Here is a 21,951-nt window from a genome sequence, read left to right as displayed (position 1 = left end):
GGGGTGCTCTCGAAGGCGGACTTGCCGGGCCAGCCTCGCCGCGCCCGCGATTCGGCAAGGTTTGCGCGGATTCTCGGAAGATGTGGTTAACGTTGCGGCAACGAACCGTGATCGGCCTCGCAATCGGCCTTGCGTCCGGTACCGCTCCAGGGCGGCTTCCGGCCGCTCTCTCCGCCGAGGCGGGCGCCCCGGCCGAGCCGGGCCGCGGCGCCGTCAGACCCGAAACGCTGCCCGCCGTCGATCTCCTGGCCCTGCGTGGCTTCGACGCGGTGAGCGACTTCCTGCCCGGCGGGCCGGTGGCCGGGTGCCCGGCCTTCGAGGTGACGTGGCGCGGGCGGGTCTGGCGCTTTGACGGCGCGGCGAACCGGGATGCGTTCCGCCGCGACCCCGAGGCCTATGCTCCGCGCCTCGGCGGCTACGATCCGGTCGGCGTGGTGGAAGGGCGCCCGGTCGATGCCGATCCGCTGGTCTTCGCGCGCGTCGCCATGCGGCTCTACCTGTTCCGCGACGCCGGGCGGCGGGCGCTCGCCGGCCCGGATCTCGCGGCCCGGGCCGAGGCCCGCTGGCCCGGCCTGCGCGCCCTCACGGATTCGACGCCGCCGGACTGAGCCCGGATCCGGCTCCCGCGGCGTCCGCGTCCAGCGGGCGTGTCTGCGGGCCCCGGTCCGGCAGGCCGAGGCGGTCCGCGTAAGCCGGGTCGCCGAGCGCCGCGAACGGGCCGTTGCGGTAGGAGAGGGCGTGGCGTCCGTAGATCATCGGCCGGCCGGTCGGCGCGACGACGCAGCCCCCCGCCGCCGTCAGCACGTGGTCGCCCGCGGCGGTATCCCATTCCATGGTCGGGCCGCAGCGCACGTAGATGTCGGCCTCGCCCGAGGCGATCAGGCAGAATTTCAGGGCCGAGGCCGCGCCGCGCCGCGATTCGATCGGCAGGGCGGCGAGGCAGGCCTCGGTCTCGCTGTCGCCGTGCCGGCGGCTGACCAGGGCGACGAGCCCGGCGGCGGGGGCCGGGCGGGCATGGACCGGGCGGGCGGCGTCGGGCCGGCCGGCGCGGATCGGCGCCTCGAAGGCGCTCGTGCCGGCAAACCAGACCCGGCCGAGGCCGGGGGCCGCGAGGGCGGCGGCCACGGGCCGGTTCCCCTCCACGAGGCCGATATTGACCGAGTATTCCGGGTTGCCGGCCAGGAAGTCGCGGGTGCCGTCGAGGGGATCGACCAGGAAGAACAGGTCGGCGGGCGGCACGTTGTGGCAGGTTTCCTCGGCCACCACCGGGATGCCCGGGCAGGCCTTGGCGAGCGCCGCGAGGATCAGCGTCTCGGCCTCAAGATCGGCGGCGCTCGAGGGCGACCCGTCGGGTTTCAGGACATGCGGGCAATCGCCGCCATGATGCGCGCGCAGGATCTCACCGGCCTCGCAGGCGATCACGGCCAGGGCCGCGGCGAGGCGATCGCGCTGCGTCTCCGAGAGTGTCATCCGGCCGTCATGCCCGACCCCTCCGGGATTGTCGACCCGGAGACGGAACGGTCCCGAAAGCTTTTCAAAGCAGAACGCGGCGTCTATCCGTGCCGGGACGGCCGTCGCGGATGCGGCCAACCGACCGATCCGATGAACCTCGCGCGGAGCGCGCCATGACCACCGTGACCCTCGACGGCCTCGATCTCTCCGCCCTGCTGTGCTCCCGCGTCTGCCACGACGTGATCAGCCCGGTGGGCGCGATCGTGAACGGACTCGAGGTGCTGGAGGACGACAACGACGCCTCCATGCGCGAATTCGCCCTCGACCTGATCCGCAAGAGCGCGCGGCAGGCCTCGGCGCGCCTGCAATTCGCCCGCATCGCCTTCGGGGCGGCGGGCTCGGCGGGCGCCTCGATCGATCTCGCCGATGCCGAGAAGGTCTCGCGCGGCATGTTCGCCGACGACAAGACCCAGCTGACCTGGAGCGCGCCCCAGGCCCTGTTCCCGAAGAACAAGGTCAAGCTCCTCCTGAACCTCGTGATGATCGCCACGAGCGCCATTCCCCGCGGCGGCCTCATCGACGTGAAGGTGACGGGCGACGGCGAGGCGCCGCTCCTGATCCTCACCGCCAAGGGCTCGCATGCGCGGATCCCGGCCCATGTGGTGGACCTCCTGGCCGGCACCCCGGAGGGCGGCTCGGTCGACGCCCACGGCATCCTGGCCTATTACGCCGGCCTCGTGGCCCGGGCCGCCGCCATGGATGTGCGCCTCACGATCGAGGGCGACGAGGTCACGATCCGGGCCGAGCCCACCGCCGCCGCGGCCGAGCCGCCTGCGCCTGCGGCCGACGCGCCGGAAGCCGTCGAGGAGGCCCGCCCCTCCGACAGCGAGCCGAGCGACACCGCGCTCGCCTGACGGCCCACGGGCCCGGCTTTGCGGCCTCCGGCTGAGCGGATTCGGCTCATGCCGGCGGCGCGGCCCGTTCCGGCCAGGCCGAAGGGGTTTCCGCAGGCGGATGCCCTCGGCCGAAGCGCCCGCGACCGCGTTTCGGGATGCCAATATGGACGCCAATTGCCCAACGTCCGACTTGGTAAACACGTAGAAGCGCTCTCGAAAGTCCTGTATTTTCAGGTTCGGGAATATCCGGCGGCAACGGTTCCCTAACCGATCCCGTTCAAGGTTGGATCAGCACGGACTTTGTGCGGATCTGGACCGAGAACCTGTCATGGACGACTTGCTGCGTGAGTTCCTGACCGAGAGCAGTGAGCATCTCGACACTGTCGATACCGAGCTGGTGCGGTTCGAGCAGGAGCCGAACAACCAGCAGATCCTGCGCAACATCTTCCGTCTGGTGCACACCATCAAGGGCACCTGCGGCTTCCTCGGCCTGCCGCGCCTCGAAGCGCTGGCGCATGCGGCCGAGACCCTGATGGGCCAGTTCCGCGACGGCCTGCCGGTCAGCGGTCCCTCCGTCACCCTGATCCTGTCCACCCTCGACCGGCTCAAGGCGATCCTGGCCGATCTCGAAGCCTCGGGCTCCGAGCCCGCGGGCTCCGACGACGACCTGATCGGCGCCCTCGAGCGCATGGCCGCGGCCCCCGTGGAGGCGCCGCCCGCTCCAGCCCCGATCCTGACCCTGCCCGAGCCCGTCTCCCGCGAGCTGAAGCCCGGCGAGGTCTCCCTCGACGATCTCGAGGCCGCCTTCCTGGCCGCGCCCGGCCCCGACGAGATCATGCCCGCTCCGGCGCCCGCCGCCGTCGCGCTTCCCGAGCGCGTCGCGATGCCGGAGCCCGTCGAGGCGCCCGCGCCCGCGCCCGCTCCTGCACCGGTTCCTGCGCCCGCCGCGAGGGCGTCCGACGCGCCGGCCCCGGAGGGCGAGGCGGCCATCGCGAAGGTCCAGACCATCCGGGTGAATGTCGACACCCTCGAGCATCTGATGACGATGGTCTCCGAGCTGGTGCTCACCCGCAACCAGCTCCTGGAGATCGCGCGGCGCCACGACGACACCAGCTACAAGGTGCCGCTGCAGCGCCTCTCCCACGTCACCGCCGAGCTGCAGGAGGGCGTCATGAAGACGCGCATGCAGCCCATCGGCAACGCCTGGCAGAAGCTGCCGCGCGTGGTGCGCGACCTCTCCTCCGAACTCGGCAAGCAGATCGAGCTGATCATGCAGGGCGCCGAGACCGAGCTCGACCGCCAGGTGCTCGAGGTCATCAAGGACCCGCTCACCCACATGGTCCGCAATTCGGCCGACCACGGCATCGAATCGACCGCCGAGCGCAAGGCTGCCGGCAAGCCGGCCCGCGGCACCATCCGCCTCGCCGCCTACCATGAGGGCGGCACCATCACGATCGAGATCGCCGACGACGGCAAGGGCCTCGACCTCTCCGCGATCCGCCGCAAGGCGGTCGAGCGCGGCGTGGCGAGCCAGGCCGAGATCGAGAGGATGACCGACGCCCAGGTCGCCAAGTTCATCTTCCACGCCGGCTTCTCCACCGCCAAGGCCGTGACCTCGGTCTCGGGCCGGGGCGTCGGCATGGACGTGGTCAAGACCAATATCGAGACCATCGGCGGCGTCATCGACATCAACACCCAGCTCGGGCGCGGCACCACCTTCACGATCAAAATCCCGCTCACCCTCGCGATCGTGGCGGCCCTGATCGTCAAGGCCGGCGACCAGCGCTTCGCGGTGCCCCAGGTGGCGGTGCTGGAACTGGTGCGGGTCGACAAGACCACGGGCCAGCGTGTCGAGCGCATCAACGGCTCGCCGGTCCTGCGCCTGCGCGAGCGGCTCCTGCCGATCGTGACGCTGACGGGCCTGCTCGGCCAGCATGACGGCACGGAGGCCGAGACCGGCTTCGTGGTCGTGGCCCAGGTCGGGCGCCAGCGCTTCGGCATCCTGGTGGACGAGGTCTTCCACACCGAGGAGATCGTCGTGAAGCCGATGTCCTCGAAGCTGCGCCACATCCCGCTCTTTGCCGGCAACACCATCCTGGGCGACGGCGCCGTCGTGCTGATCGTCGACCCGAACGGCGTCGCGCGTCAGGTCAGCCAGGGCTCGCAGGCCGGCTCCATCCCGATGGATGTCGAGGTCGAGGAGACCGAGAGCCAGGATGCCAAGGCGACGCTCCTCGTCTTCAAGGGCGGCAACAACACCTTCAAGGCGGTGCCGCTCTCCCTCGTCACCCGGCTCGAGGAGATCGACGCCTCCAAGGTCGAGTGGCTCGGCGGCCGCCCCCTGATCCAGTATCGCGGCCGCCTGATGCCGCTGGTGCCGGCCGACGAGGCCATCACCATCCGGACCGAGGGCACGCAGGCCCTCGTGGTGTTCTCCGACGGCGAGCGCGCCATGGGCCTCGTGGTCGACGAGATCGTCGACATCGTCGAGGACCGCCTCGACATCGAGATCACGGCGGAGCGCTCGGACCTGATCGGCTCGGCGGTCCTGCGGGGACGCGCCACCGACATCATCAACATCGCCCACTTCCTGCCGCTCGCCTACGACGACTGGGCGCGGGGCCCGCGCAAGACCGAGAAACGCAGCGCCACGCTGCTCCTCGTCGACGACTCGGCCTTCTTCCGCGACATGCTGACCCCCGTCCTCAAGGCGGCGGGCTACGCGGTGATCGCGGCGTCGAGCGCCGAGCAGGCGCTGGCCGCCCTGCAATCGAACCCCCGCATCGACGTCGTCGTCACCGATCTCGAGATGCCGGGCCGCAGCGGTTTCGACCTCGTGGCCGCCATGCGGGGCGCCGACCAGCGCCTTGCCCGGCTCCCCGTCGTCGCGATGTCGGGCTCGATCGGGGCCGACGCCGTGGACCGGGCCCGCGCCCTCGCGATCAACGACCTCGTCGCCAAGTTCGATCGCAGCGGGCTCGTCGCGGCGCTCGCCGAGATCAACACCATCACCCTCGCCGAAGCCGCCTGACCGCCGCCTGATCCCACGGAGCCACACCATGATGCAGGCCGCCAACAGCAACGCCACCGCGGAGGCGGGCACCACCTCCGACTTCGTCACCGTCTTCGTCGGCGACACCATGTTCGGCCTGGCGATCAACCGGGTGCACGACGTGTTCATCCCGGCGGGCGTCACCCCGGTGCCGCTCTCGCCGCCGGAGATCGTCGGCCTCCTGAACCTGCGCGGACGGGTCGTCACCGCGCTCTGCCTCCGCCGCCGCCTCGGCCTGCCCCCCGCCGAGGGCGAGGGCAGCAAGATGGCGATCGGGCTGGAGCAGGGCGGCGAGACCTTCGCGCTCGTGGTCGACGGCGTCGGCGAGGTCCTCAAGCTCGGGGCCGACACCCACGAGGCGGTTCCGATCAACCTCGATTCCCGCTGGCGCGAACTCGCCCTCGGCGTGCACCGCCTCGACGGACGCCTCCTCGTCATCCTCGACGTCGATTCGCTGCTGGCCTTCGGGGCCGGGCGCCTCGGCGCCAATGCGGCCTGACCGGCAGCGGATCAGACACCATGAAGACCTGCCTCATCGTCGACGATTCCGCCGTCATCAGGAAGGTGGCGCGCCGCATCCTGGAGAACCTCGACCTCGACGTCAGCGAGGCCGAGGACGGCGCCAAGGCCATGGAGCAATGCTCCGCGGCGATGCCGGACGTGATCCTGCTCGACTGGAACATGCCCAACATGGACGGCTACGCCTTCCTGCGGGCCCTGCGCCAGGCGCCGGGCGGCGGCATTCCGAAGGTCCTGTTCTGCACCACCGAGAACGATGTCGGCGCCATCGCCCGCGCGCTCCATGCGGGGGCGAACGAGTACATCATGAAGCCCTTCGACCGCGACATCCTCACCGCCAAGCTCGAACAGGTCGGGCTGGCCGAGGCGAACGCGGCCTGAGCCACCGCGCCGGGGGGCCGTGCGTCCCGGCCGGGACGAACCGAGACAGGAGAGCGGCCTTCGCCCGCGGCAGCACCGGCCGCTCCCCGGGGGAAGTTCACAAAAACCCAGACCGTTGAGGCGGCGTCGGAGGCTCGAACCGGGCTAACGCCGCGTCGGTGACGCGTATTCGAGGCGTAAGAAACATGCTGGCAGCGACCGTCACCAATCCGGCCCCGGCCGCCGCCGGCGCGCCGGGGCGCATCAAGGTCCTCATCGCCGACGATTCCGCGGTGGTGCGCGGCCTCGTCGCCCGCTGGATCGGCGAGGCCGGCTTCAACGTCGTCGGCACTGCCGCCAACGGCCGCATCGCCCTCGAGATGATGGGCCGGCACGACCCCGACGTGGTGCTCCTCGATATCGACATGCCCGAGCTCGACGGCACGCAGGCGCTCCCCCTGATGCTCGCCCGCTCGCCCGGCCTCCAGGTCGTGATGATGTCGACGCTCACGACGCGCAACGCCGACATCTCCCTCAAATGCCTGGCGCTCGGCGCCGTCGATTACCTCACCAAGCCCGAGAGCAACCGCGGCGTCACCACCTCGGACGCGTTCCGGGCCGAGCTCGTCGAGCGCGTCCGCGTCTTCGGCGCGGCGCGCGCCCGCCGCCGGGGGCCGGTGCCCGCCCTGCCGGGCATCGCCGCCGCCCCGGCCCCGCCTCCGGCCCGGCCCGCCGCGCCCGTGACCCTGCGGCCGAAGGCGCGCAGCGCCACGCCGCCCCGCGTCCTCCTGATCGGCTCCTCGACGGGCGGCCCCCGGGCGGTCGGCGAGGTCCTGGAGAAGATCGGCGCGCCGACGCTGCGCCGGCTCCCGGTGCTGATCGTCCAGCACATGCCGCCGGTCTTCACGGCGGTCTTCGCCGAGCATCTGGGAAGCCGCACCGGCATCCCGGCCGCCGAGGGCAAGATGGACGAGCCCGTCCTGCCCGGCCGCATCTACGTCGCGCCCGGGGGGCGCCACATGCGCCTTGCCGGCGCGGCCGGGCGCGACCTCGCGATCCGCCTCGACGACGGCCCGGCCGTGAATTTCTGCCGCCCCGCCGTCGACGTGCTGTTCCAGGATGCCGCCGCGCTCTACGGGGCGGCCACGCTCTCGGTGATCCTCACCGGCATGGGCTCGGACGGCACCAACGGCGCCCGCGCCCTCGTGGAGGCCGGCGGCGCCGTCCTCGCCCAGGACGAGGCCACCAGCACCGTCTGGGGCATGCCGGGCAGCGTCGCGAAAGCGGGCCTCGCCCAGGCCATCCTGCCGCTCCCCGAGATCGGGCCGGCCCTGCGAACCCTCATTATGGGGCTCGGCGCATGACCGATCTCGATTTCGATTTCCTCCGCACCTACCTGAAGCAGCGCTCCGGCCTCGCCTTGACGGCCGAGAAGCGCTACCTCGTCGAGAGTCGGCTCGGGCCCGTCTGCCGCCGGTTCGGCATCGCCTCACTGCGCGACCTCGTGGGGGCCCTCAAGGTCTCCCGCGACACCGGCATCGAGCGCGCGGTCGTCGAGGCGATGACCACCAACGAGACCTTCTTCTTCCGCGACCGCGCTCCCTTCGACCTGTTCCGCGACGTGCTGCTGCCGCAGGTCATCGCGCGCCGGGCGAGCCAGCGCCGCCTCCGGATCTGGTGCGCGGCCTCCTCCACCGGCCAGGAGCCCTACTCGCTCGCCATGCTGCTGCAGGAGGCGGGATCGCGCCTGGCCGGCTGGCATGTCGACATCGTCGCCACCGATCTCTCGACCGAGGTCATCGAGAAGGCGAAGCTCGGCCTCTACAGCCATTTCGAGGTGCAGCGCGGCCTGCCGGTGCAGATGCTCCTCAAGCACTTCACCCAGGTCGGGGAGCAGTGGCACATCGCCCCGAGCATCCGCCAGATGGTGGATTATCGCCAGCTGAACCTGCTGAACGGCTTCGAGTCGCTCGGGCAGTTCGACATCATCTATTGCCGCAACGTGCTGATCTATTTCGACGCGCCGACCAAGGCGGACGTGCTCGCGCGCCTCGCCGCGAGCCTCTCGCACGACGGGGCGATCCTGCTCGGCGCCGCCGAGACCGTGATCGGCCTCACCGACAAGCTCGCGCCCAACCCTGAGCATCGCGGCCTCTACGGGCATCCCCCGGAGGCTGGGCGCAGCGCCGCGCCCCGGCCGCTGCGCGTCGCGGCCCTCCGGTAGGCCGCGGGCCGGGCGCCCGCCGCGGGTCTCTTTCGGCCTTGCGGCCGGCGCGAGACCCGCCGGGGCCGATCACCCCTGTCATCCAGGGACCCGCCCGGGTTCGCCATGCTGGCGAGCCCGGGCGGTCTCGTTTGCGCCGAGCGGCGGCGGCCGCCGGGAGGCGAGGCGCCGATAGCGCAAAAAAGAAAAGCCCCGCCGAAGCGGGGCCTGTTCGCGCGGGGGAGGGGGGCCGGTCAGACGGCGATCCGCTCCTCGCCGTCCACGGGCTCGCGCAGCACGTAGCCGCGGCCCCAGACGGTCTCGATGTAGTTCTTGCCCGAGGAGGCGTTGGCGAGCTTCTTGCGCAGCTTGCAGATGAAGACGTCGATGATCTTCAGCTCGGGCTCGTCCATGCCGCCGTAGAGATGGTTGAGGAACATCTCCTTGGTGAGGGTCGTGCCCTTCCGCAACGAGAGGAGTTCCAGCATCTGGTACTCCTTGCCGGTGAGATGCACCCGCGAGCCCGAGACCTCGACGGTCTTCTGGTCGAGGTTCACGATCAGGTCGCCGGTGGTGATGACCGACTGGGCGTGGCCCTTCGAGCGGCGCACGATCGCGTGGATGCGGGCGACGAGCTCGTCCTTGTGGAAGGGCTTGGTCAGGTAATCGTCGGCGCCGAAGCCGAGGCCCTTCACCTTGTCCTCGATGCCGGCCATGCCCGACAGGATCAGGATCGGGGTCTTCACCTTGGCGACCCGGAGCGAGCGCAGCACCTCGTAGCCGGACATGTCCGGGAGGTTCAGGTCGAGCAGGATGATGTCGTAATCGTAGAGCTTGCCGAGATCGACGCCCTCCTCACCGAGATCGGTGGTGTAGGTGTTGAAGTTCTCGGACTTGAGCATCAACTCGATGCTCTGCGCCGTGGCGCTGTCGTCCTCGATCAGAAGTACCCGCATCGTCGGTCCCCAGCCCAGCACGGCCGTTTCAGCGTTCGGACACGTCCCCGCCATACGCCCGCCACCGGCCTGTGGACGGACGCACCCTCGTCATTGACGTGAAACGCTATTCGTTAATCGTTAACAAAACCTGATTCTCGCTTGCAAGCGTCCGTTTGGTGTTCACGCGGTCCGAAGCGAAAAATCGTCGACGCTGTGTTCTCGTCGCGACCACCGCTCTGCTCGTCCGGCGTGTTCACATCCCCAGCCAAGTGCTTCGCCCAACACGGTTCGATGCGTTCTGTGACCCTGAAGTCACGGCCGCTCGCCCGTTGGATGCTGCGCGCCGCGCTTCACCCAAGATGTGAACGGCTCGCTACAAGCCCGATGACCGCAGTGTTAAGGAGGGAGGTAAATGAAGCGTGAAGGGGGCGCGGATGGCGGATGATCTGCGCGGAACGGGGCGCGCCACGCTGGCGGCCGCCCGCGCGGCCCTCGAGCGAATCGAATCACTCGAGACCTACGGGCGGGTCGTGGCGATTCGCGGCCTCCTGGTCGAGGTGGCGGGGCCGGTCGCGGCGATGCGGCTCGGGGGCCGCCTCGACATCGAGGGGGCCGGGCGCTCGGGGCTGATCCCCTGCGAGATCATCGGCTTCCAGGGCGACCGGGCGCTCGCCATGCCGTTCGGCTCGCTCGAGGGCGTGCGCCGGGGCTGCCCGGCCTATGTCCGCGACGAGGCGGCGGGCGCGATCAGGCCCTCGGGGGCCTGGCTCGGCCGGGTCGTGGACGCGCTCGGGCGCCCCGTGGACGGCCTCGGGCCGCTGCCGCCGGGCCCGGAGATCTACCCCTTGCGCGCCGACCCGCCCCCCGCCCACGCGCGCCGCCGGGTCGGCCGGCCCCTCGATCTCGGAATCCGCTGCATCAACACCTTCCTGACCATGTGCGCCGGCCAGCGCATGGGCATCTTCGCGGGCTCTGGCGTCGGCAAGTCGGTGCTGCTCTCGATGCTCGCCCGCTACACCGCGGCCGATGTCGCGGTGATCGGCCTCGTGGGCGAGCGCGGGCGCGAGGTGCAGGAATTCCTGCAGGACGACCTCGGCCCCGAGGGCCTTGCCCGCTCGGTCGTCGTGGTGGCGACCTCCGACGAGCCGGCCCTGATGCGCCGGAACGCCGCCTACGTCACCCTGGCGCTGGCGGAGCATTTTCGCGATGCCGGCGCCAAGGTCCTGTGCATGATCGACTCGATCACGCGCTTCGCCATGGCTCAGCGCGACATCGGGCTGGCGGCCGGGGAGCCCCCCACCGCCAAGGGCTACACCCCGACCGTGTTCAGCGAGCTGCCGCGCCTCCTCGAACGGGCCGGGCCGGGGGTGGGGGAGGGGACGATCTCGGCCTTGTTCACGGTGCTGGTCGAGGGCGACGACCACAACGAGCCCGTGGCGGACGCGGTCCGGGGCATCCTCGACGGGCACATCGTGATGGAGCGCGGGATCGCCGAGCGCGGCCGCTACCCCGCCATCAACGTGCTGCGCTCGGTCTCCCGCACCATGCCGCGCGCCTGCGACCCGGCCTTCCTGCCGGTGGTGCGCCGGGCGCGGCGGGTGCTCTCGACCTATGCCGACATGGAGGAGCTGATCCGCCTCGGCGCCTACCGCGCCGGCTCCTCGCAGGAGGTCGACGAGGCGGTGGCGCTCATGCCCGACCTTGAGGCTTTTCTGGGGCAGGGTAAGGAAGAAGCAACCTCCATCGGCGATGGTTACGCACGGCTGGCTCAGATCGTGGGCGGGCCGTGAGAGGCGGTTCGGGTGCTGTTCGCCGAGCGCGCCCAGAGACGTTGCGTGGAGTGAGCGTTCCCATGAAATCGCGTGACACGCTGATCCGTCTGCGTCGCTTCCAGGTCGACGAGAAGCGTCGGCGCGTGACCCAGATCGAGATGATGATGGCCGATTTCCTCCGGATGGCGACCGAGCTCGACCGCGAGGTCGCCCATGAGGAAGGCCGCGCCGGCATCTCCGACACGGCCCATTTCGCCTACCCGACCTATGCCCGCGCGGCGGCCGGCCGTCGCGACAACATGCGCCAGTCCGCCGCCGCCCTCGAAGGGCAGCTCGCCGAGGCCAAGGCCGAGCTTGGCGAGGCCTTCGAGGAGCTGAAGAAGGTCGAGATCCTGGAGGATCGCGAGCGCAGCGCCGAGCGCGCGGCCGAGGCCCTGCGCGATCAGGCGGCCATGGACGGGATCGGCCTGTCGCGGGCGCGCGCCTGAGCTTTCACGCACGCCGGCACGAAACCGTCACGATCCGGTGACATCACGCATCGCCCCGCTGGGCCGAGAGGCCTCGCTTGCGGTGCGTCCGATCCTGGCGCATCAGGGGCCGTCTGCCTAGGGGTGCGTCCGGTTCTCATGAAGAAGATCAGCGAATTCATCTGGCCGATCATCGGGATCGGGGCGCTCGTGGTGTCGGGTTGGCTCCTCTACCGGGAACTCAAGGACATCTCGATCTCCGATATCGAGGCGAGCCTCGCGGCGATCCCGGTCCATCGCTTCCTTCTCGCCGGCCTCTCCACCCTCGTGGCCTACGCGGCGCTCGCCTGGTACGACCGGATCGCGCTGCTCCATCTCGGCGTGCGCCACATCTCCTGGCTCTTCGTCTCGGTCTGCTCCTTCACCACCTACGCGCTCTCGCACAATATCGGCGCCTCGGTCTTCTCGGGCGCGGTGGTGCGCTACCGGGCCTACACCGCCAAGGGCCTCTCGGCCGCGCAGGTGGCGGTGCTGGTGGCCCTCTGCTCCTTCACCTTCGGGCTCGGCACCCTGCTCCTCGGCGGCGCGGTCCTGACCCTGAAGCCCGATCTGCTGGAGCGCCTCGAAGGCCACCTGCCGAACCTTCTGACGAATCCCACCACCGCCTTCCTCCTCGGCCTCGCCCTGCTGGGCGCCGTGGCGCTCTACGTCGTGGGCTCGCTCCTCCACCTGAAGCCCCTGCATATCCGGGCCTTCAAGCTCCAATATCCGCGCCCGAACATCATGGGGCGCCAGCTCGTGGCGGCGCCGCTGGAGCTCCTCGGCGCGGCCGGCATCATCTATTTCGCGCTTCCCGAGGCCGGCAATCCCGGCTTCCTCGTGGTGCTGGCGGTGTTCCTGGCCTCGTTCTCGGCGGCCCTCGTCTCGCACGCGCCGGGCGGCCTCGGCGTGTTCGAGCTGATCTTCGTGCTGGCCATGCCGGAGGTGGCCCGTCCGCAGGTCATCGCGGCGCTCCTGGTCTTCCGGATCTTCTATTTCTGGCTGCCCTTCGCCCTCTCGGTCATCGTCGTCGTCCTCTACGAGCGCTCCCGCCTCGCCGAGGCCTGGAAGCGGCGCGGCGAGAGCCCCGCCGAGCCCCCGCCGGAGCCCCCCCTGGTGGCGCCGGGCCTCGATTCCCACAAGATCGAGCACCGGCTGGAGAAGAAGGCGGTCTGAGCGCGGGCCAGCGCGAGGAACCCTTTCTGCGGCGCGGCACCGTTGGCCTGCCGCCGTCGCGCGGTCGAGCCCTTGAGACCGGACCCACTCTTCCGCCCTTCGCCAGCGTCCCGACGCGTTCTCCGGGGCCGTTCGAGCGGTCGGCCCGAAGCCCTCCCGGGGCGCTCCCGCCTCAGACCGACCCGACGGTCCGCAGCCGGGCCCGCGGGTGGATCTCGGCCTGGCTCATCACCGGGGTCTCGCGGCGGAAGCGCTCGATGATCGAGCGCACGAAGGGCCGCGCCTGCACCGAGGTGACGAGGACCGGCATCTCGCCCATGCGGGCGGCGGTCTCGAACCGGTCCCGCACCGTGTTGACGAATTCCGACAGCTTCGAGGGCTGCATCGCGAGGTAGCGCTCCTCGCGCTCGCCCACGATCGATTCCAGGAAGGCCTGCTCCCAGGCGGGCGACAGGGTGATGATCGGCAGCATCCCGTCCGGACCCTGGTACTGGGCGCAGATCTGGCGGCCGAGCCGGGCGCGGACATGCTCGACGATGTCGCGCGGGTTCTTCACGCCGCCCGCCACCTCGGCGATGCCCTCCACGATCGAGCCGAGGTCGCGGATCGAGACCCGCTCGGCCAGGAGGAATTGCAGCACGCGCTGGATGCCGGTGGTCGAGATCTGGCTCGGGGCCACCTCCTTGAGCAGCTCCGCGTGTTCCTTCGAGAGCTCCTTCAGGAGCTTCTGGACCTCCACATGGTTCAGGAGCTCGGAGACATGCGCCTTGATGATCTCGGTCAGGTGCGTCGACACCACGGTCGCGGCATCCACCACCGTGTAGCCCTTGATCTGGGCCTGATCGCGCAGGGAGGCGTCGATCCAGGTCGCGGGCAGCCCGAAGGTCGGCTCCAGCATGTGCTGGCCGGGCAGCTGCACCTGGCCGCCCATCGGGTCCATCGCCATGAACTGGCCCGGGAAGATCTGGCCGGTGCCGGCCTCGATCTCCTTCACCCGCACCACGTAGGCGTTGGCATCGAGCTGGACGTTGTCGAGGATGCGCACCGAGGGCATCACGAAGCCGAGCTCGGCCGCGAGCTGGCGGCGCAGGGCCTTGATCTGGTCGGTGAGCCGGTCGCCCGCCTCGCCGTTGACGAGGGCGAGGAGCGCGTAGCCCATCTCGAGCTTGAGGTCGTCGAGCTTGAGGAGGTCGGTGACCGTCTCCTCCTTGGCCGCGCTCGCGGCCGCGGCATCGATCGGCGCGCCGTCCGCATCCACCGGCGGCGCCTCCCGGGCGGTCTTGGCGATGCGCCACGCGGCGTAGCCCGAGGCGCCCCCGAGCGCCAGGAAGGGCAGCATCGGCATGCCCGGCAGGAGCGCGATCAGCACCATGACGCCCGCCGACATGCCCAGCGCCTTCGGGTAATTGGCGAGCTGCTTGCCGAGCGCCTTGTCGGCCGAGCCCTTCACGCCGGCCTTCGAGACCAGGATGCCGGCCGCCGTCGAGACGATCAGGGCCGGCACCTGCGAGGCGAGGCCGTCGCCGATGGTCAGGAGCGTGTAGCTCTTGGCGGCGCCGAGGAAGGGCATGCCCTGCTGCGCGACCCCGATGATGATGCCGCCGATCACGTTGATGAAGGTGATCAGGAGGGCCGCGATCGCGTCGCCGCGCACGAATTTCGAGGCGCCGTCCATGGCGCCGAAGAAGGAGGATTCCTCCTCGAGCGCCGCGCGCCGGGCCTTGGCGGCCTTCTCGTCGATGAGGCCGGCCGAGAGATCGGCGTCGATCGCCATCTGCTTGCCCGGCATCGCGTCGAGGGTGAAGCGGGCCGCGACCTCGGCGATGCGCCCCGAGCCCTTCGTGATGACCACGAAGTTCACGATGATCAGGATCGCGAAGACGATGATCCCGATGACGAAATTGCCCCCCATCACGAAGTTGCCGAAGGCCTCGATGACGTGGCCCGCCGCCGCCGTGCCCTCGTGCCCGTGGCCGAGGATGAGGCGCGTCGAGGCGAGGTTCAGCGCCAGCCGCAGCATGGTGGCGATCAGCAGGAGCGTCGGGAAGACCGTGAACTCGAGCGGATTGTCGATGAACAGGCCCGTCATCATGATCAGGACGGACAGGATGATCGAGACCGCGAGCAGCAGGTCGAGCAGGATCGCGGGCAGCGGGAAGATGAGCACCGTCAGGATGCCCATCACCGCGGTGGCGAAGAACAGGTCGGTGCGCTTGGTCAGCGCCTCGAGGTTGCCGCGCGTGGGCAGCGACAAACCCCCGAAGCTCGCAAGCCCGGACGTCGTCGTGGCCGGCGCCGTCGCCGTATCGCTCATGGGCCTCGCATCCCGCCCGCGCAGACGCGGACCCGGCAAGATTTGCCGGGCATAGGGTTAGCGCCGCGTTAACGCGGGGCCGTCCGGGCTCCGCTCAAGCTGGAACCCGCATCCGGCCCGGTTGCTTGAAGGGAACACGACCCGCAACCGCTCCGAGGCATCTCCATGCGCACGTCCCTGGCACTCGCCGCCGCCCTGACCCTCGCGGGGACCGGGATCGCGGCTGCCCAGACCAGCCCTGCCGCCCCCGGGACCAAGACCGAGACGAACGTCAAGGCCGATCCCCATTCGGACGGCACGCCGCATGGCAGCGTCGGCCAGACGCTCGAATCCGGTGCCAACAGCTTCACCGAAGGCCAGGTGAAGAAGCGCTTCGCCAAGATGGGCTTCGGCGAGGTCAAGGATCTCAAGAAGGACGATCAAGGCATCTGGCGCGGCATGGCCACCCATGCGGGCAAGCCGGTCAGCATCGGCATGGACTACAAGGGCAACGTCGCCGCGCAATAGCCCCTGGAACCCGAACGATTGGAGACACGCACCATGGCGACACGAGCCATCACGGCCCTGTTCGACGATTACGACGATGCCGCCCGCGCCGTCGACAAGCTCGAAGCCGAGGGCATCCCGCACGGCGACATCAGCATCGTGGCCAGCAACGAGGGCGAGCGCCACGCCGCGCGCCTGCCCGGCGCGCCCCGGCGCGATCCGGGCGAGGAGAGCGACGCGGCGGACGGTGCCGGCACGGGCGCGACCCTCGGGACCGTGCTCGGGGGCGGCGCGGGCCTCCTCGCCGGCCTCGGCCTCCTGGCGATCCCGGGCGTCGGGCCGGTCGTGGCGGCGGGCTGGCTCGTCGCCACGGTCACGGGCGCCGGCGTCGGCGCGGCCACCGGCGGGCTCCTGGGCGGGCTGACGGGGGCCGGCCTCAGCGAGCACGAGGCCGAGACCTACGCGGAGGGTGTGCGCCGCGGCGGCACCCTGGTGACGGTCCGGGCCGACGAGGCCCGGTCCGACCGCGTCCTGGCGATCCTCGACCAGCACGGCTCGATCGACCTCGACGAGCGTGCGGAGAACTGGCGCTCGCAAGGCTGGACCGGCGGCACCGCCCGTCCGGCCACCGAGGAGATCGGATCGACCGCCATCGGGGCGGCCGCCTCGACCACCACGGGCCTCGACACCGAGAGCGGGCACACCCTGTTCCCGGCCGACCAGGGCCGCGTGCCCGGCACGCCGCCGGGCGCCGGCACGCAGGCGGGTATCGGGACCCAACCCGGTGCCGGAACGCAGCCGGGCCCAGGACCGAAGCAGATCCTCGACCCGACCGGGCGCTGACGAGGCCGGGGCGGGCGCCCGGCGCCCGCCCTCAGGACATCTGCTTGCGGGCGAAGAGGGCGCCGGCGAAGAGCACGGCGGCGCCGGCCGCGATCAGGCTGATCATCAGGAGCGCGCGGGGCTGCTGGGCCGATTGCGCCTGGACCGGCTGGACCACGAGGCTGAAGAACTCGATCTGGCGTGCCGCGATGATGCGGGCGCGCTCGCTCGCGGCCAGAACCTTGGCGTAATATTTCTCGGCGTCCTTGCGCTCGTTCTCCAGGGCCTCGAAGCGCGTGAGGGCATCGGAGAGGAGCCGCTTCTGCTCCGGGTCCTGGCTCGCCGCCTGCCGCTCGATCCGGGCGATGTTGTCGTCGAGATCCTTGATCTGGGTCTTCAGGTCGAGGATCCGGCGCGATTCCGGCCCGAGATCGCGCTGGCCGAGCGTCAGCTGCACCGAGAGGTTGATGCGCGCGGAGCGAAGCTCGCTGATGACCTTGAGATTGGCTTCGTTCGTCTTCTGGGCGTCGAGCACGCCCTCGCGATTGCGCAGGTCGCGCGTGGCAACCCGGATCTTGGTCAGGCGCTCCTCGGCGAGCTTCAATTCCCGGTTGCTCTCGGCCAGGGCGTCGTTGCGGGCCGTCGTGCTGAGGGCGTTCACCATCCGCTCGCTCTCGCGCAGGATCGCCTGCGTGATCGCCAGGGACTCGGCGGGATCGAAGGCGTTCACGGTCAGGGTCATGATGCCCGACCCCTGCTCGATCTCGATATCGACGCGATGGCGCCAGTATTTCAGGAATTTCTCGATCGGCTTCTCGGGATCGAACCGCGACAGGTAATCGATCTCGGGCCGGGTGAACATGTCCCGCAGCGGCATCTCGCTCGCGATCGCCTCGATCATCGGCCGGCTGAGGATGTAGTTGTAGGTGATCAGGGTGTCCTGGGCGACCATCGCGTGGGGCACGCCGCTGTTGGTGCCGACCGAATCCGGGCTCGCCTTCTCGACCGAGCCGATGGCCGGGCGGAGCGCGAAACGCGCCTCGGTGACGTAGCGGTCGGTGGCGATGAGGCCGTAATAGACCGCGCCGACCAGCGTCGGCAGCACGAAGCAGAGGGCGAAGAGGAGCGGCACCCACGGGTCGCTCTTCACGTGGCTCGGATAGGAGCGGATGCCCTTCTTGCGGTCGGCGAAGCGGGAGAGGCGCGCGATCTGGCGCAGCGAGTCGGCGACGGCGGCCGACCGGTCCGCGGTGGTGAGCGGCTGTCCCTGCGGGTTGCGGATCTCGACGGTCATCGCTTCTGGTGATTCCGATGCCTGCCGGGCAGGCCCCTGTTCCGTCCTGTCGCACCGCCGCGCGGCAAAACCGTGGCCACGCTCAGACGCCCGCGGGCCGAAGCTCAGGCGTTCAGGCGCCTGTAGACCTCGATCGCGTCGTTGACATCCTCGTAGATGATGGCGCGCCCGTTCAACAGGACGATGCCCTGACTGCACCAGGCGCGGATCGTCTCCATGTCGTGCGAGACCATGATGACGTCGGCATGCTCGCGCCTCGCCGCGAAGACCTCGGTGCAGCGCTTGGCGAAGCGCGCATCGCCCACCGCCGTCACCTCGTCGATCAGGTAGCAATCGAAGGGGATCGCCATGCTCATCCCGAAGGCGAGCCGGGCGCCCATGCCGGAGGAATAGGTCCGGATCGGCACGTCGAGATAGCTGCCGAGCTCGGCGAAATCCTCGACGAATTCGAGGACGCGGCGGGGGTCCTCCCCGTAGATGCGGGCGACGAAGATGACGTTGTCCCGGCCCGTCATCTGCGGATGGAAGCCGCCGCCGAACCCGAGCGGCCAGGAGACGCGCAAGCCCCGCTTGATCCGCCCGCTCGTCGGCTCTTCCGTGCCGCCGATGAGGCGCATCGTGGTGGATTTGCCGGCGCCGTTGATCCCCAGGATGCCGTAGCTGATGCCGGGCTTCAGCGTCAGCGAGACCCGCTCCAGGATGGTGCGGCGATGGCCGTCCGTCCGGTAGATCTTGGTCACGTTCTCGAAGCGGATCACGGGCGGAGGTCACTCACAGTCGCGCGATCGATCATCGCGGCGCGGATGAGATCCGCGCCGGAGGACGCCGATCATCGGCCCAATGCCGGCGGAAAGCGGCGAATCTGAGGATGATGCGCGCCGGACCCCCGGGTGCGGTGACGACGCCCGGCACGCTCGCCCGCGGCGCGCGCCTCCCGACGAACCCGCCGGCGCGCCTCAATGCTCGTTGAAGGAGCGGCCCATAGCCTCGAAGAAGGGCGAGACCATGTAGCTGAGCGCGGTGCGCTCGCCCGTGGTGATCACCACCTCGGCGGGCATGCCCGCCACGAGGCGGTCGCGCATCAGGTCGGGAATCTCCAGCTTGCTGATCTCGACGATGCCGAGGAAATAGGGCTGGCGGGTCGTCTCGTCGATCAGGCGGTCGCGCGAGACGGTCGAGAGGTTCCCCAGGATGGCCGGGATCCGGCGCGAGTGGAAGGTCGGGAACTTGATCTCGGCGGGCATGCCCGCATGGACGGTCTCGAGGTCGTTTGGCGAGAACTGCACGTGCACCACGAGCTTGTCGTCGTTCGGAACGATCTCCATCAGGGCCTCGCCGGAGCGGATGACCTGCCCGACCGTGTAGACCTTCAGGCTCTGGACCACGCCCGAGCGGGGCGCCTTGACGTCGAGCCGCTTCAGGACGTCCTGCGCCACCGAGAATTTCTCGCGGAGCTCGGAGACCTTCTGGCGCGCCTCGAGGAGCTGCCCCGCCACGTCCTCCTGGAATTTCTGCTTGATCTGGGTGATCTGCAGGCCGGCCTCGCCGATGCCGTTCTCGGCCTTGGCCGCATCGGCCGTGGAGCGTCCGATCACGCCCTCGAGGCGGGTGCGCTCGCGCTCCATCACGAGGAGACGCGAGAGCGGAATCAGGTTCTTCTCCCGCAGCGACCGCAGGCCGGTCAGCTCCTGGTTAATGAAGCCGACCTGCTCCTCGACGGAGGTCTTCTCGACGGCAAGACCCTTGATCTCGGTCTTGAGCTGGGTGATGCGCGCCTCGAGGAGCTCGATCTGGCCCTTGAGCGAGGCCTGCCGCTCCCTGAACTGATTGGTCTGGTCGCTGATCACCCGCGCGACCAGGGGCTCGGCGCGGCGGGCGACGATCTCCTGCGGCAGCTCCGGGGCGGAAGCGCCGTCCCGCTCCGCCATCAGGCGCGCCTCGAGGACGAGGGTCGCGTCGAGCTGGCCCCGGAAGAGGTCGACGCTCGCGCGCGACTGGACCGGATCGAGGCGCAGCAGCACCTCGCCCTGCTCGACGGTCTGTCCTTCCTTGACGAGGATCTCGCGGACCATGCCGCCCTCGTAATGCTGCACCAGCTTGCGGCTGTTCTCCACCGTGATGGTGCCGGGGCTGACCACGGCCCGGTCGAGCCGCGCCACGGCGGCCCAGGCGCCCATCACCCCGAAGGTCGAGAAGATCAGCACGTAGCCCGCGATGGCGTGGTGCTTCCAGGTCGTGGTCCGGCGCGGATGGCGCAGGGCCTCCGCGACGGCGGGCGAGGCGTTGGCGGCCTCGTCGCTCGGCACCCCGATCCGGTCGATCGCGGTCTTGAGGGTCGCGACCGTAGGAAGGGAAATCTTGGCCGGGAGCTTGATCTTCATGGCCTTCAACCTGCAGCCCGCTGCGCTTCCATGCCGAGGCGCGGCGCCGGTGCGCCGGCGACCGCCGCGGCGGGATTCGGCACCACCCGCGGACCGGCCACGCGGCCGAGGATCTCCTCCCGCGGGCCATAGGCCTGCACGGTGCCGCTGTTCATCACCAGGACGGTGTCGACCGCCGTCAGGATGTTCACCTTGTGGGTCACGATCATGATCGTGGTGCCCAGGCGCTTCAGCTCCTGAACGGCCTGCATCAGGGCTTCCTCACCCGCCGCGTCGAGGCTGGCATTTGGCTCGTCGAGGACGATGAAGCTCGGATTCCCGTACATGGCGCGGGCGAGCGCGATCCGCTGGCGCTGGCCGCCCGAGAGCGCCTGGCCGCCATTGCCGATCTGGGTGTTGTAGCCCTCGGGGAGCGACTGGATCAGCTCGTGGCAGCCCGCCTTCTGGGCGACCGAGATCACCGCCTCCTCGTCGATCTCCTCGAAGCGGGCGATGTTCTGCGCGACCGTTCCGGCGAAGAGCTCCACGTCCTGGGGCAGGTAGCCGATATGGCGGCCGAGGACCTGCGGATCCCAATGCGAGAGGTCGGACCCGTCGATCCGGAGCGATCCGCCGACGATGGGCCAGACGCCCGTGACGGCGCGCGCCAGGCTCGACTTGCCGGCCGCGCTCGGGCCGACCACACCCACGATGGTGCCCGGCGTGAGCCGGAAGCTGACGCCGCGCAGGATCGCCTGCTGCTTGCCCGGCGCCGTCACCACGAGGTTCTCGGCGTCGATCTGGCCCTTCGGCCGCGGCAGGTTCATGCGCTCGGGCTCGGGGCCCGCGATCTCGATCAGGCGGACGAGGCGTCCATAGCTCGACCGCACCGCGGTGAAGCCCTTCCAGTTCGCCACCAGAAGCTCGACCGGCGCCAGGGCGCGGCCGATGATGATGGAGGCGGCGATCATCGAGCCCGGCGAGATCTCGCGGTGGATCGCCAGGTAGGCGCCGACGCCGAGGATCAGCGTCTGCAGGAACATGCGCACGAACTTGGTCGAGGCGACGATGAGGCCCGCCCGGTCGCTGGCCAGCGCCTGCAGGGTCAGAACCTCGGCGTGGCGGCGGCCCCAGAGCGTGCGCAGGGCGCCGAGCATGCCCATGGCCTGCAGCACCTCGCCGTTCCGAAAGGTGGCCTGGGCATATTGGCCGGCCGCGTTCGAAGCCTGGCTCGCCGCCGCGAGTTCCCGCTTGGTGACGACCTCGTTGAGGATCGTCAGGGCGAAGATCATCAGGCCGCCGGCGATCGCCATCCAGCCGAACCAGGGATGCAGGATGAAGCAGGCGAGCAGGAAGATCGGGGTCCAGGGGGCGTCGCAGAAGGCCAGCAGGCCGCTGCCGGTGAGGAATTCCCGAACCGCGTCGACGTCGCGCAAGGCCACCGCATGGCCGCCCTCGGGGTTGCGCAGGTTGCCGCGATGGACCGCGCCGAAGATCGGGCCGGCGATCTTCTCGTCGAACAGGATCCCGCCGCGCACCAGCAACCGGGAGCGCAGCATCTCGAGCAGCGCGTAGACCACCAGCGCGAAGGCCGCGATCACCGTGATGCCGACCAGCGTCGTCTCGTTGCGGCTGCCCAGAACGCGGTCATAGACCTGCAGCATGTAGAGCGGGCTGACGAACATCAGCAAGTTGATGAAGAAACTGAACACGATGGCCGTGACGAAGACAGGCCGCGTCGCCTTGATGCCATCCTTCAAAATGGAAGGTCCTGCGCCCATGCCCCTCGTGCTCATTCTTT

General features: G+C 70.1%; 18 protein-coding genes and 1 pseudogene. 12 read left to right on the top strand and 7 right to left on the bottom strand.

Going from position 1 to position 21,951, the window contains the following annotated elements:
- The first annotated feature begins 107 nt into the window (after positions 1-107).
- Positions 108-608, top strand: coding sequence for an eL24 family ribosomal protein (locus tag F6X53_RS02720; protein ID WP_150996972.1), 501 nt, complete (start codon positions 108-110; stop codon positions 606-608).
- Here the strand turns inward: F6X53_RS02720 and F6X53_RS02715 are convergent.
- Entirely contained in the window at positions 583-1,470 is an 888-nt protein-coding gene (locus F6X53_RS02715; RefSeq protein ID WP_150996970.1) for a 3'(2'),5'-bisphosphate nucleotidase CysQ family protein, read from the bottom strand. The genes F6X53_RS02720 and F6X53_RS02715 overlap by 26 nt on opposite strands.
- Before the next feature lie 155 nt (positions 1,471-1,625).
- On the opposite strand from F6X53_RS02715, the gene chpT reads away from it, so the two are divergent.
- From chpT to F6X53_RS02685, 6 genes are all read left to right on the top strand, one after another.
- Positions 1,626-2,366 carry a histidine phosphotransferase ChpT gene (gene chpT / locus F6X53_RS02710; RefSeq protein WP_150996968.1) on the top strand — a complete coding sequence of 247 codons (741 nt, stop codon included), beginning with the start codon at positions 1,626-1,628 and terminating at the stop codon, positions 2,364-2,366.
- Positions 2,367-2,676: 310 nt separating this feature from the next.
- Entirely contained in the window at positions 2,677-5,379 is a 2,703-nt protein-coding gene (locus tag F6X53_RS02705; protein ID WP_150996965.1) for a hybrid sensor histidine kinase/response regulator, read from the top strand.
- 31 nt (positions 5,380-5,410) lie between these two features.
- Positions 5,411-5,899 carry a chemotaxis protein CheW gene (locus F6X53_RS02700; protein WP_191970674.1) on the top strand — a complete coding sequence of 163 codons (489 nt, stop codon included), beginning with the start codon at positions 5,411-5,413 and terminating at the stop codon, positions 5,897-5,899.
- A gap of 20 nt (positions 5,900-5,919) precedes the next feature.
- Positions 5,920-6,300: a response regulator gene (locus F6X53_RS02695; RefSeq protein WP_150996961.1), complete on the top strand. Its 381-nt coding sequence runs from the start codon at positions 5,920-5,922 to the stop codon at positions 6,298-6,300.
- Positions 6,301-6,485: 185 nt separating this feature from the next.
- Positions 6,486-7,643, top strand: coding sequence for a protein-glutamate methylesterase/protein-glutamine glutaminase (locus F6X53_RS02690; RefSeq protein ID WP_150996959.1), 1,158 nt, complete (start codon positions 6,486-6,488; stop codon positions 7,641-7,643).
- On the top strand, positions 7,640-8,503 hold the full coding sequence (locus F6X53_RS02685) for a CheR family methyltransferase (protein WP_150996957.1): 864 nt from the start codon (positions 7,640-7,642) through the stop codon (positions 8,501-8,503). The genes F6X53_RS02690 and F6X53_RS02685 overlap by 4 nt, the downstream gene beginning before the upstream one ends.
- A 233-nt stretch (positions 8,504-8,736) precedes the next feature.
- Here the strand turns inward: F6X53_RS02685 and ctrA are convergent, their stop codons facing one another.
- Positions 8,737-9,438 (bottom strand): response regulator transcription factor CtrA, encoded by a 702-nt coding sequence (gene ctrA / locus F6X53_RS02680; protein ID WP_150961984.1) that lies wholly within the window; start codon positions 9,436-9,438, stop codon positions 8,737-8,739.
- A 416-nt stretch (positions 9,439-9,854) separates the two neighbouring features.
- On the opposite strand from ctrA, the gene fliI reads away from it, so the two are divergent.
- The 3 genes from fliI to F6X53_RS02665 all read left to right on the top strand — a co-directional run bounded on the left by fliI (position 9,855) and on the right by F6X53_RS02665 (position 12,874).
- A complete protein-coding gene (gene fliI, locus F6X53_RS02675; RefSeq protein WP_150996954.1) occupies positions 9,855-11,210 on the top strand; it encodes a flagellar protein export ATPase FliI in 1,356 nt (451 codons plus the stop codon).
- A 62-nt stretch (positions 11,211-11,272) separates the two neighbouring features.
- Positions 11,273-11,680: a flagellar export protein FliJ gene (fliJ, locus tag F6X53_RS02670; RefSeq protein ID WP_150996953.1), complete on the top strand. Its 408-nt coding sequence runs from the start codon at positions 11,273-11,275 to the stop codon at positions 11,678-11,680.
- Between the two features lie 138 nt (positions 11,681-11,818).
- Positions 11,819-12,874 carry a lysylphosphatidylglycerol synthase domain-containing protein gene (locus tag F6X53_RS02665; protein ID WP_150996951.1) on the top strand — a complete coding sequence of 352 codons (1,056 nt, stop codon included), beginning with the start codon at positions 11,819-11,821 and terminating at the stop codon, positions 12,872-12,874.
- A 172-nt stretch (positions 12,875-13,046) separates the two neighbouring features.
- Here the strand turns inward: F6X53_RS02665 and flhA are convergent, their stop codons facing one another.
- A complete protein-coding gene (gene flhA / locus F6X53_RS02660) occupies positions 13,047-15,188 on the bottom strand; it encodes a flagellar biosynthesis protein FlhA (RefSeq protein WP_150996949.1) in 2,142 nt (713 codons plus the stop codon).
- A gap of 165 nt (positions 15,189-15,353) precedes the next feature.
- Here flhA and F6X53_RS02655 point away from each other — a divergent pair, with 165 nt between their 5' ends.
- Both F6X53_RS02655 and F6X53_RS02650 read left to right on the top strand, forming a co-directional pair.
- Entirely contained in the window at positions 15,354-15,695 is a 342-nt protein-coding gene (locus F6X53_RS02655) for a hypothetical protein (protein WP_150996947.1), read from the top strand.
- A 33-nt stretch (positions 15,696-15,728) separates the two neighbouring features.
- Positions 15,729-16,319 (top strand): annotated as a pseudogene (locus F6X53_RS02650) (hypothetical protein); the annotation flags it as partial.
- Positions 16,320-16,548: 229 nt separating this feature from the next.
- Here F6X53_RS02650 and F6X53_RS02645 read toward each other — a convergent pair.
- The 4 genes from F6X53_RS02645 to F6X53_RS02630 form a co-directional block, all read right to left on the bottom strand.
- Positions 16,549-17,790, bottom strand: coding sequence for a KpsE/RkpR family capsule polysaccharide export protein (locus tag F6X53_RS02645; RefSeq protein ID WP_150996945.1), 1,242 nt, complete (start codon positions 17,788-17,790; stop codon positions 16,549-16,551).
- A gap of 104 nt (positions 17,791-17,894) precedes the next feature.
- Positions 17,895-18,548, bottom strand: coding sequence for an ABC transporter ATP-binding protein (locus F6X53_RS02640; RefSeq protein ID WP_150996943.1), 654 nt, complete (start codon positions 18,546-18,548; stop codon positions 17,895-17,897).
- Between the two features lie 198 nt (positions 18,549-18,746).
- Positions 18,747-20,171: an HlyD family type I secretion periplasmic adaptor subunit gene (locus tag F6X53_RS02635; RefSeq protein ID WP_150996941.1), complete on the bottom strand. Its 1,425-nt coding sequence runs from the start codon at positions 20,169-20,171 to the stop codon at positions 18,747-18,749.
- A 5-nt stretch (positions 20,172-20,176) separates the two neighbouring features.
- Positions 20,177-21,931 (bottom strand): type I secretion system permease/ATPase, encoded by a 1,755-nt coding sequence (locus F6X53_RS02630; RefSeq protein WP_150996939.1) that lies wholly within the window; start codon positions 21,929-21,931, stop codon positions 20,177-20,179.
- Positions 21,932-21,951: the final 20 nt, after the last annotated feature.

The organism is Methylobacterium soli (assembly GCF_008806385.1).
In the GTDB taxonomy this organism is placed as follows: domain Bacteria; phylum Pseudomonadota; class Alphaproteobacteria; order Rhizobiales; family Beijerinckiaceae; genus Methylobacterium; species Methylobacterium soli.
The sequence above is the reverse complement of the archived record's forward strand: the minus strand, read 5'-3'. Positions and strand labels throughout refer to the sequence as shown.

Coding starts and splice junctions, on each gene's coding strand:
- fliI (WP_150996954.1), top strand. CDS start 9,855: ATGGCGGATGATCTGCGCGGAACGGGGCGCGCCACGCTGGCGGCCGCC.
- ctrA (WP_150961984.1), bottom strand. CDS start 9,438: ATGCGGGTACTTCTGATCGAGGACGACAGCGCCACGGCGCAGAGCATC.
- chpT (WP_150996968.1), top strand. CDS start 1,626: ATGACCACCGTGACCCTCGACGGCCTCGATCTCTCCGCCCTGCTGTGC.
- F6X53_RS02665 (WP_150996951.1), top strand. CDS start 11,819: ATGAAGAAGATCAGCGAATTCATCTGGCCGATCATCGGGATCGGGGCG.
- F6X53_RS02705 (WP_150996965.1), top strand. CDS start 2,677: ATGGACGACTTGCTGCGTGAGTTCCTGACCGAGAGCAGTGAGCATCTC.
- fliJ (WP_150996953.1), top strand. CDS start 11,273: ATGAAATCGCGTGACACGCTGATCCGTCTGCGTCGCTTCCAGGTCGAC.
- F6X53_RS02685 (WP_150996957.1), top strand. CDS start 7,640: ATGACCGATCTCGATTTCGATTTCCTCCGCACCTACCTGAAGCAGCGC.
- flhA (WP_150996949.1), bottom strand. CDS start 15,188: ATGAGCGATACGGCGACGGCGCCGGCCACGACGACGTCCGGGCTTGCG.
- F6X53_RS02645 (WP_150996945.1), bottom strand. CDS start 17,790: ATGACCGTCGAGATCCGCAACCCGCAGGGACAGCCGCTCACCACCGCG.
- F6X53_RS02715 (WP_150996970.1), bottom strand. CDS start 1,470: ATGACACTCTCGGAGACGCAGCGCGATCGCCTCGCCGCGGCCCTGGCC.
- F6X53_RS02655 (WP_150996947.1), top strand. CDS start 15,354: ATGCGCACGTCCCTGGCACTCGCCGCCGCCCTGACCCTCGCGGGGACC.
- F6X53_RS02695 (WP_150996961.1), top strand. CDS start 5,920: ATGAAGACCTGCCTCATCGTCGACGATTCCGCCGTCATCAGGAAGGTG.
- F6X53_RS02690 (WP_150996959.1), top strand. CDS start 6,486: ATGCTGGCAGCGACCGTCACCAATCCGGCCCCGGCCGCCGCCGGCGCG.
- F6X53_RS02700 (WP_191970674.1), top strand. CDS start 5,411: ATGCAGGCCGCCAACAGCAACGCCACCGCGGAGGCGGGCACCACCTCC.
- F6X53_RS02630 (WP_150996939.1), bottom strand. CDS start 21,931: ATGGGCGCAGGACCTTCCATTTTGAAGGATGGCATCAAGGCGACGCGG.
- F6X53_RS02635 (WP_150996941.1), bottom strand. CDS start 20,171: ATGAAGATCAAGCTCCCGGCCAAGATTTCCCTTCCTACGGTCGCGACC.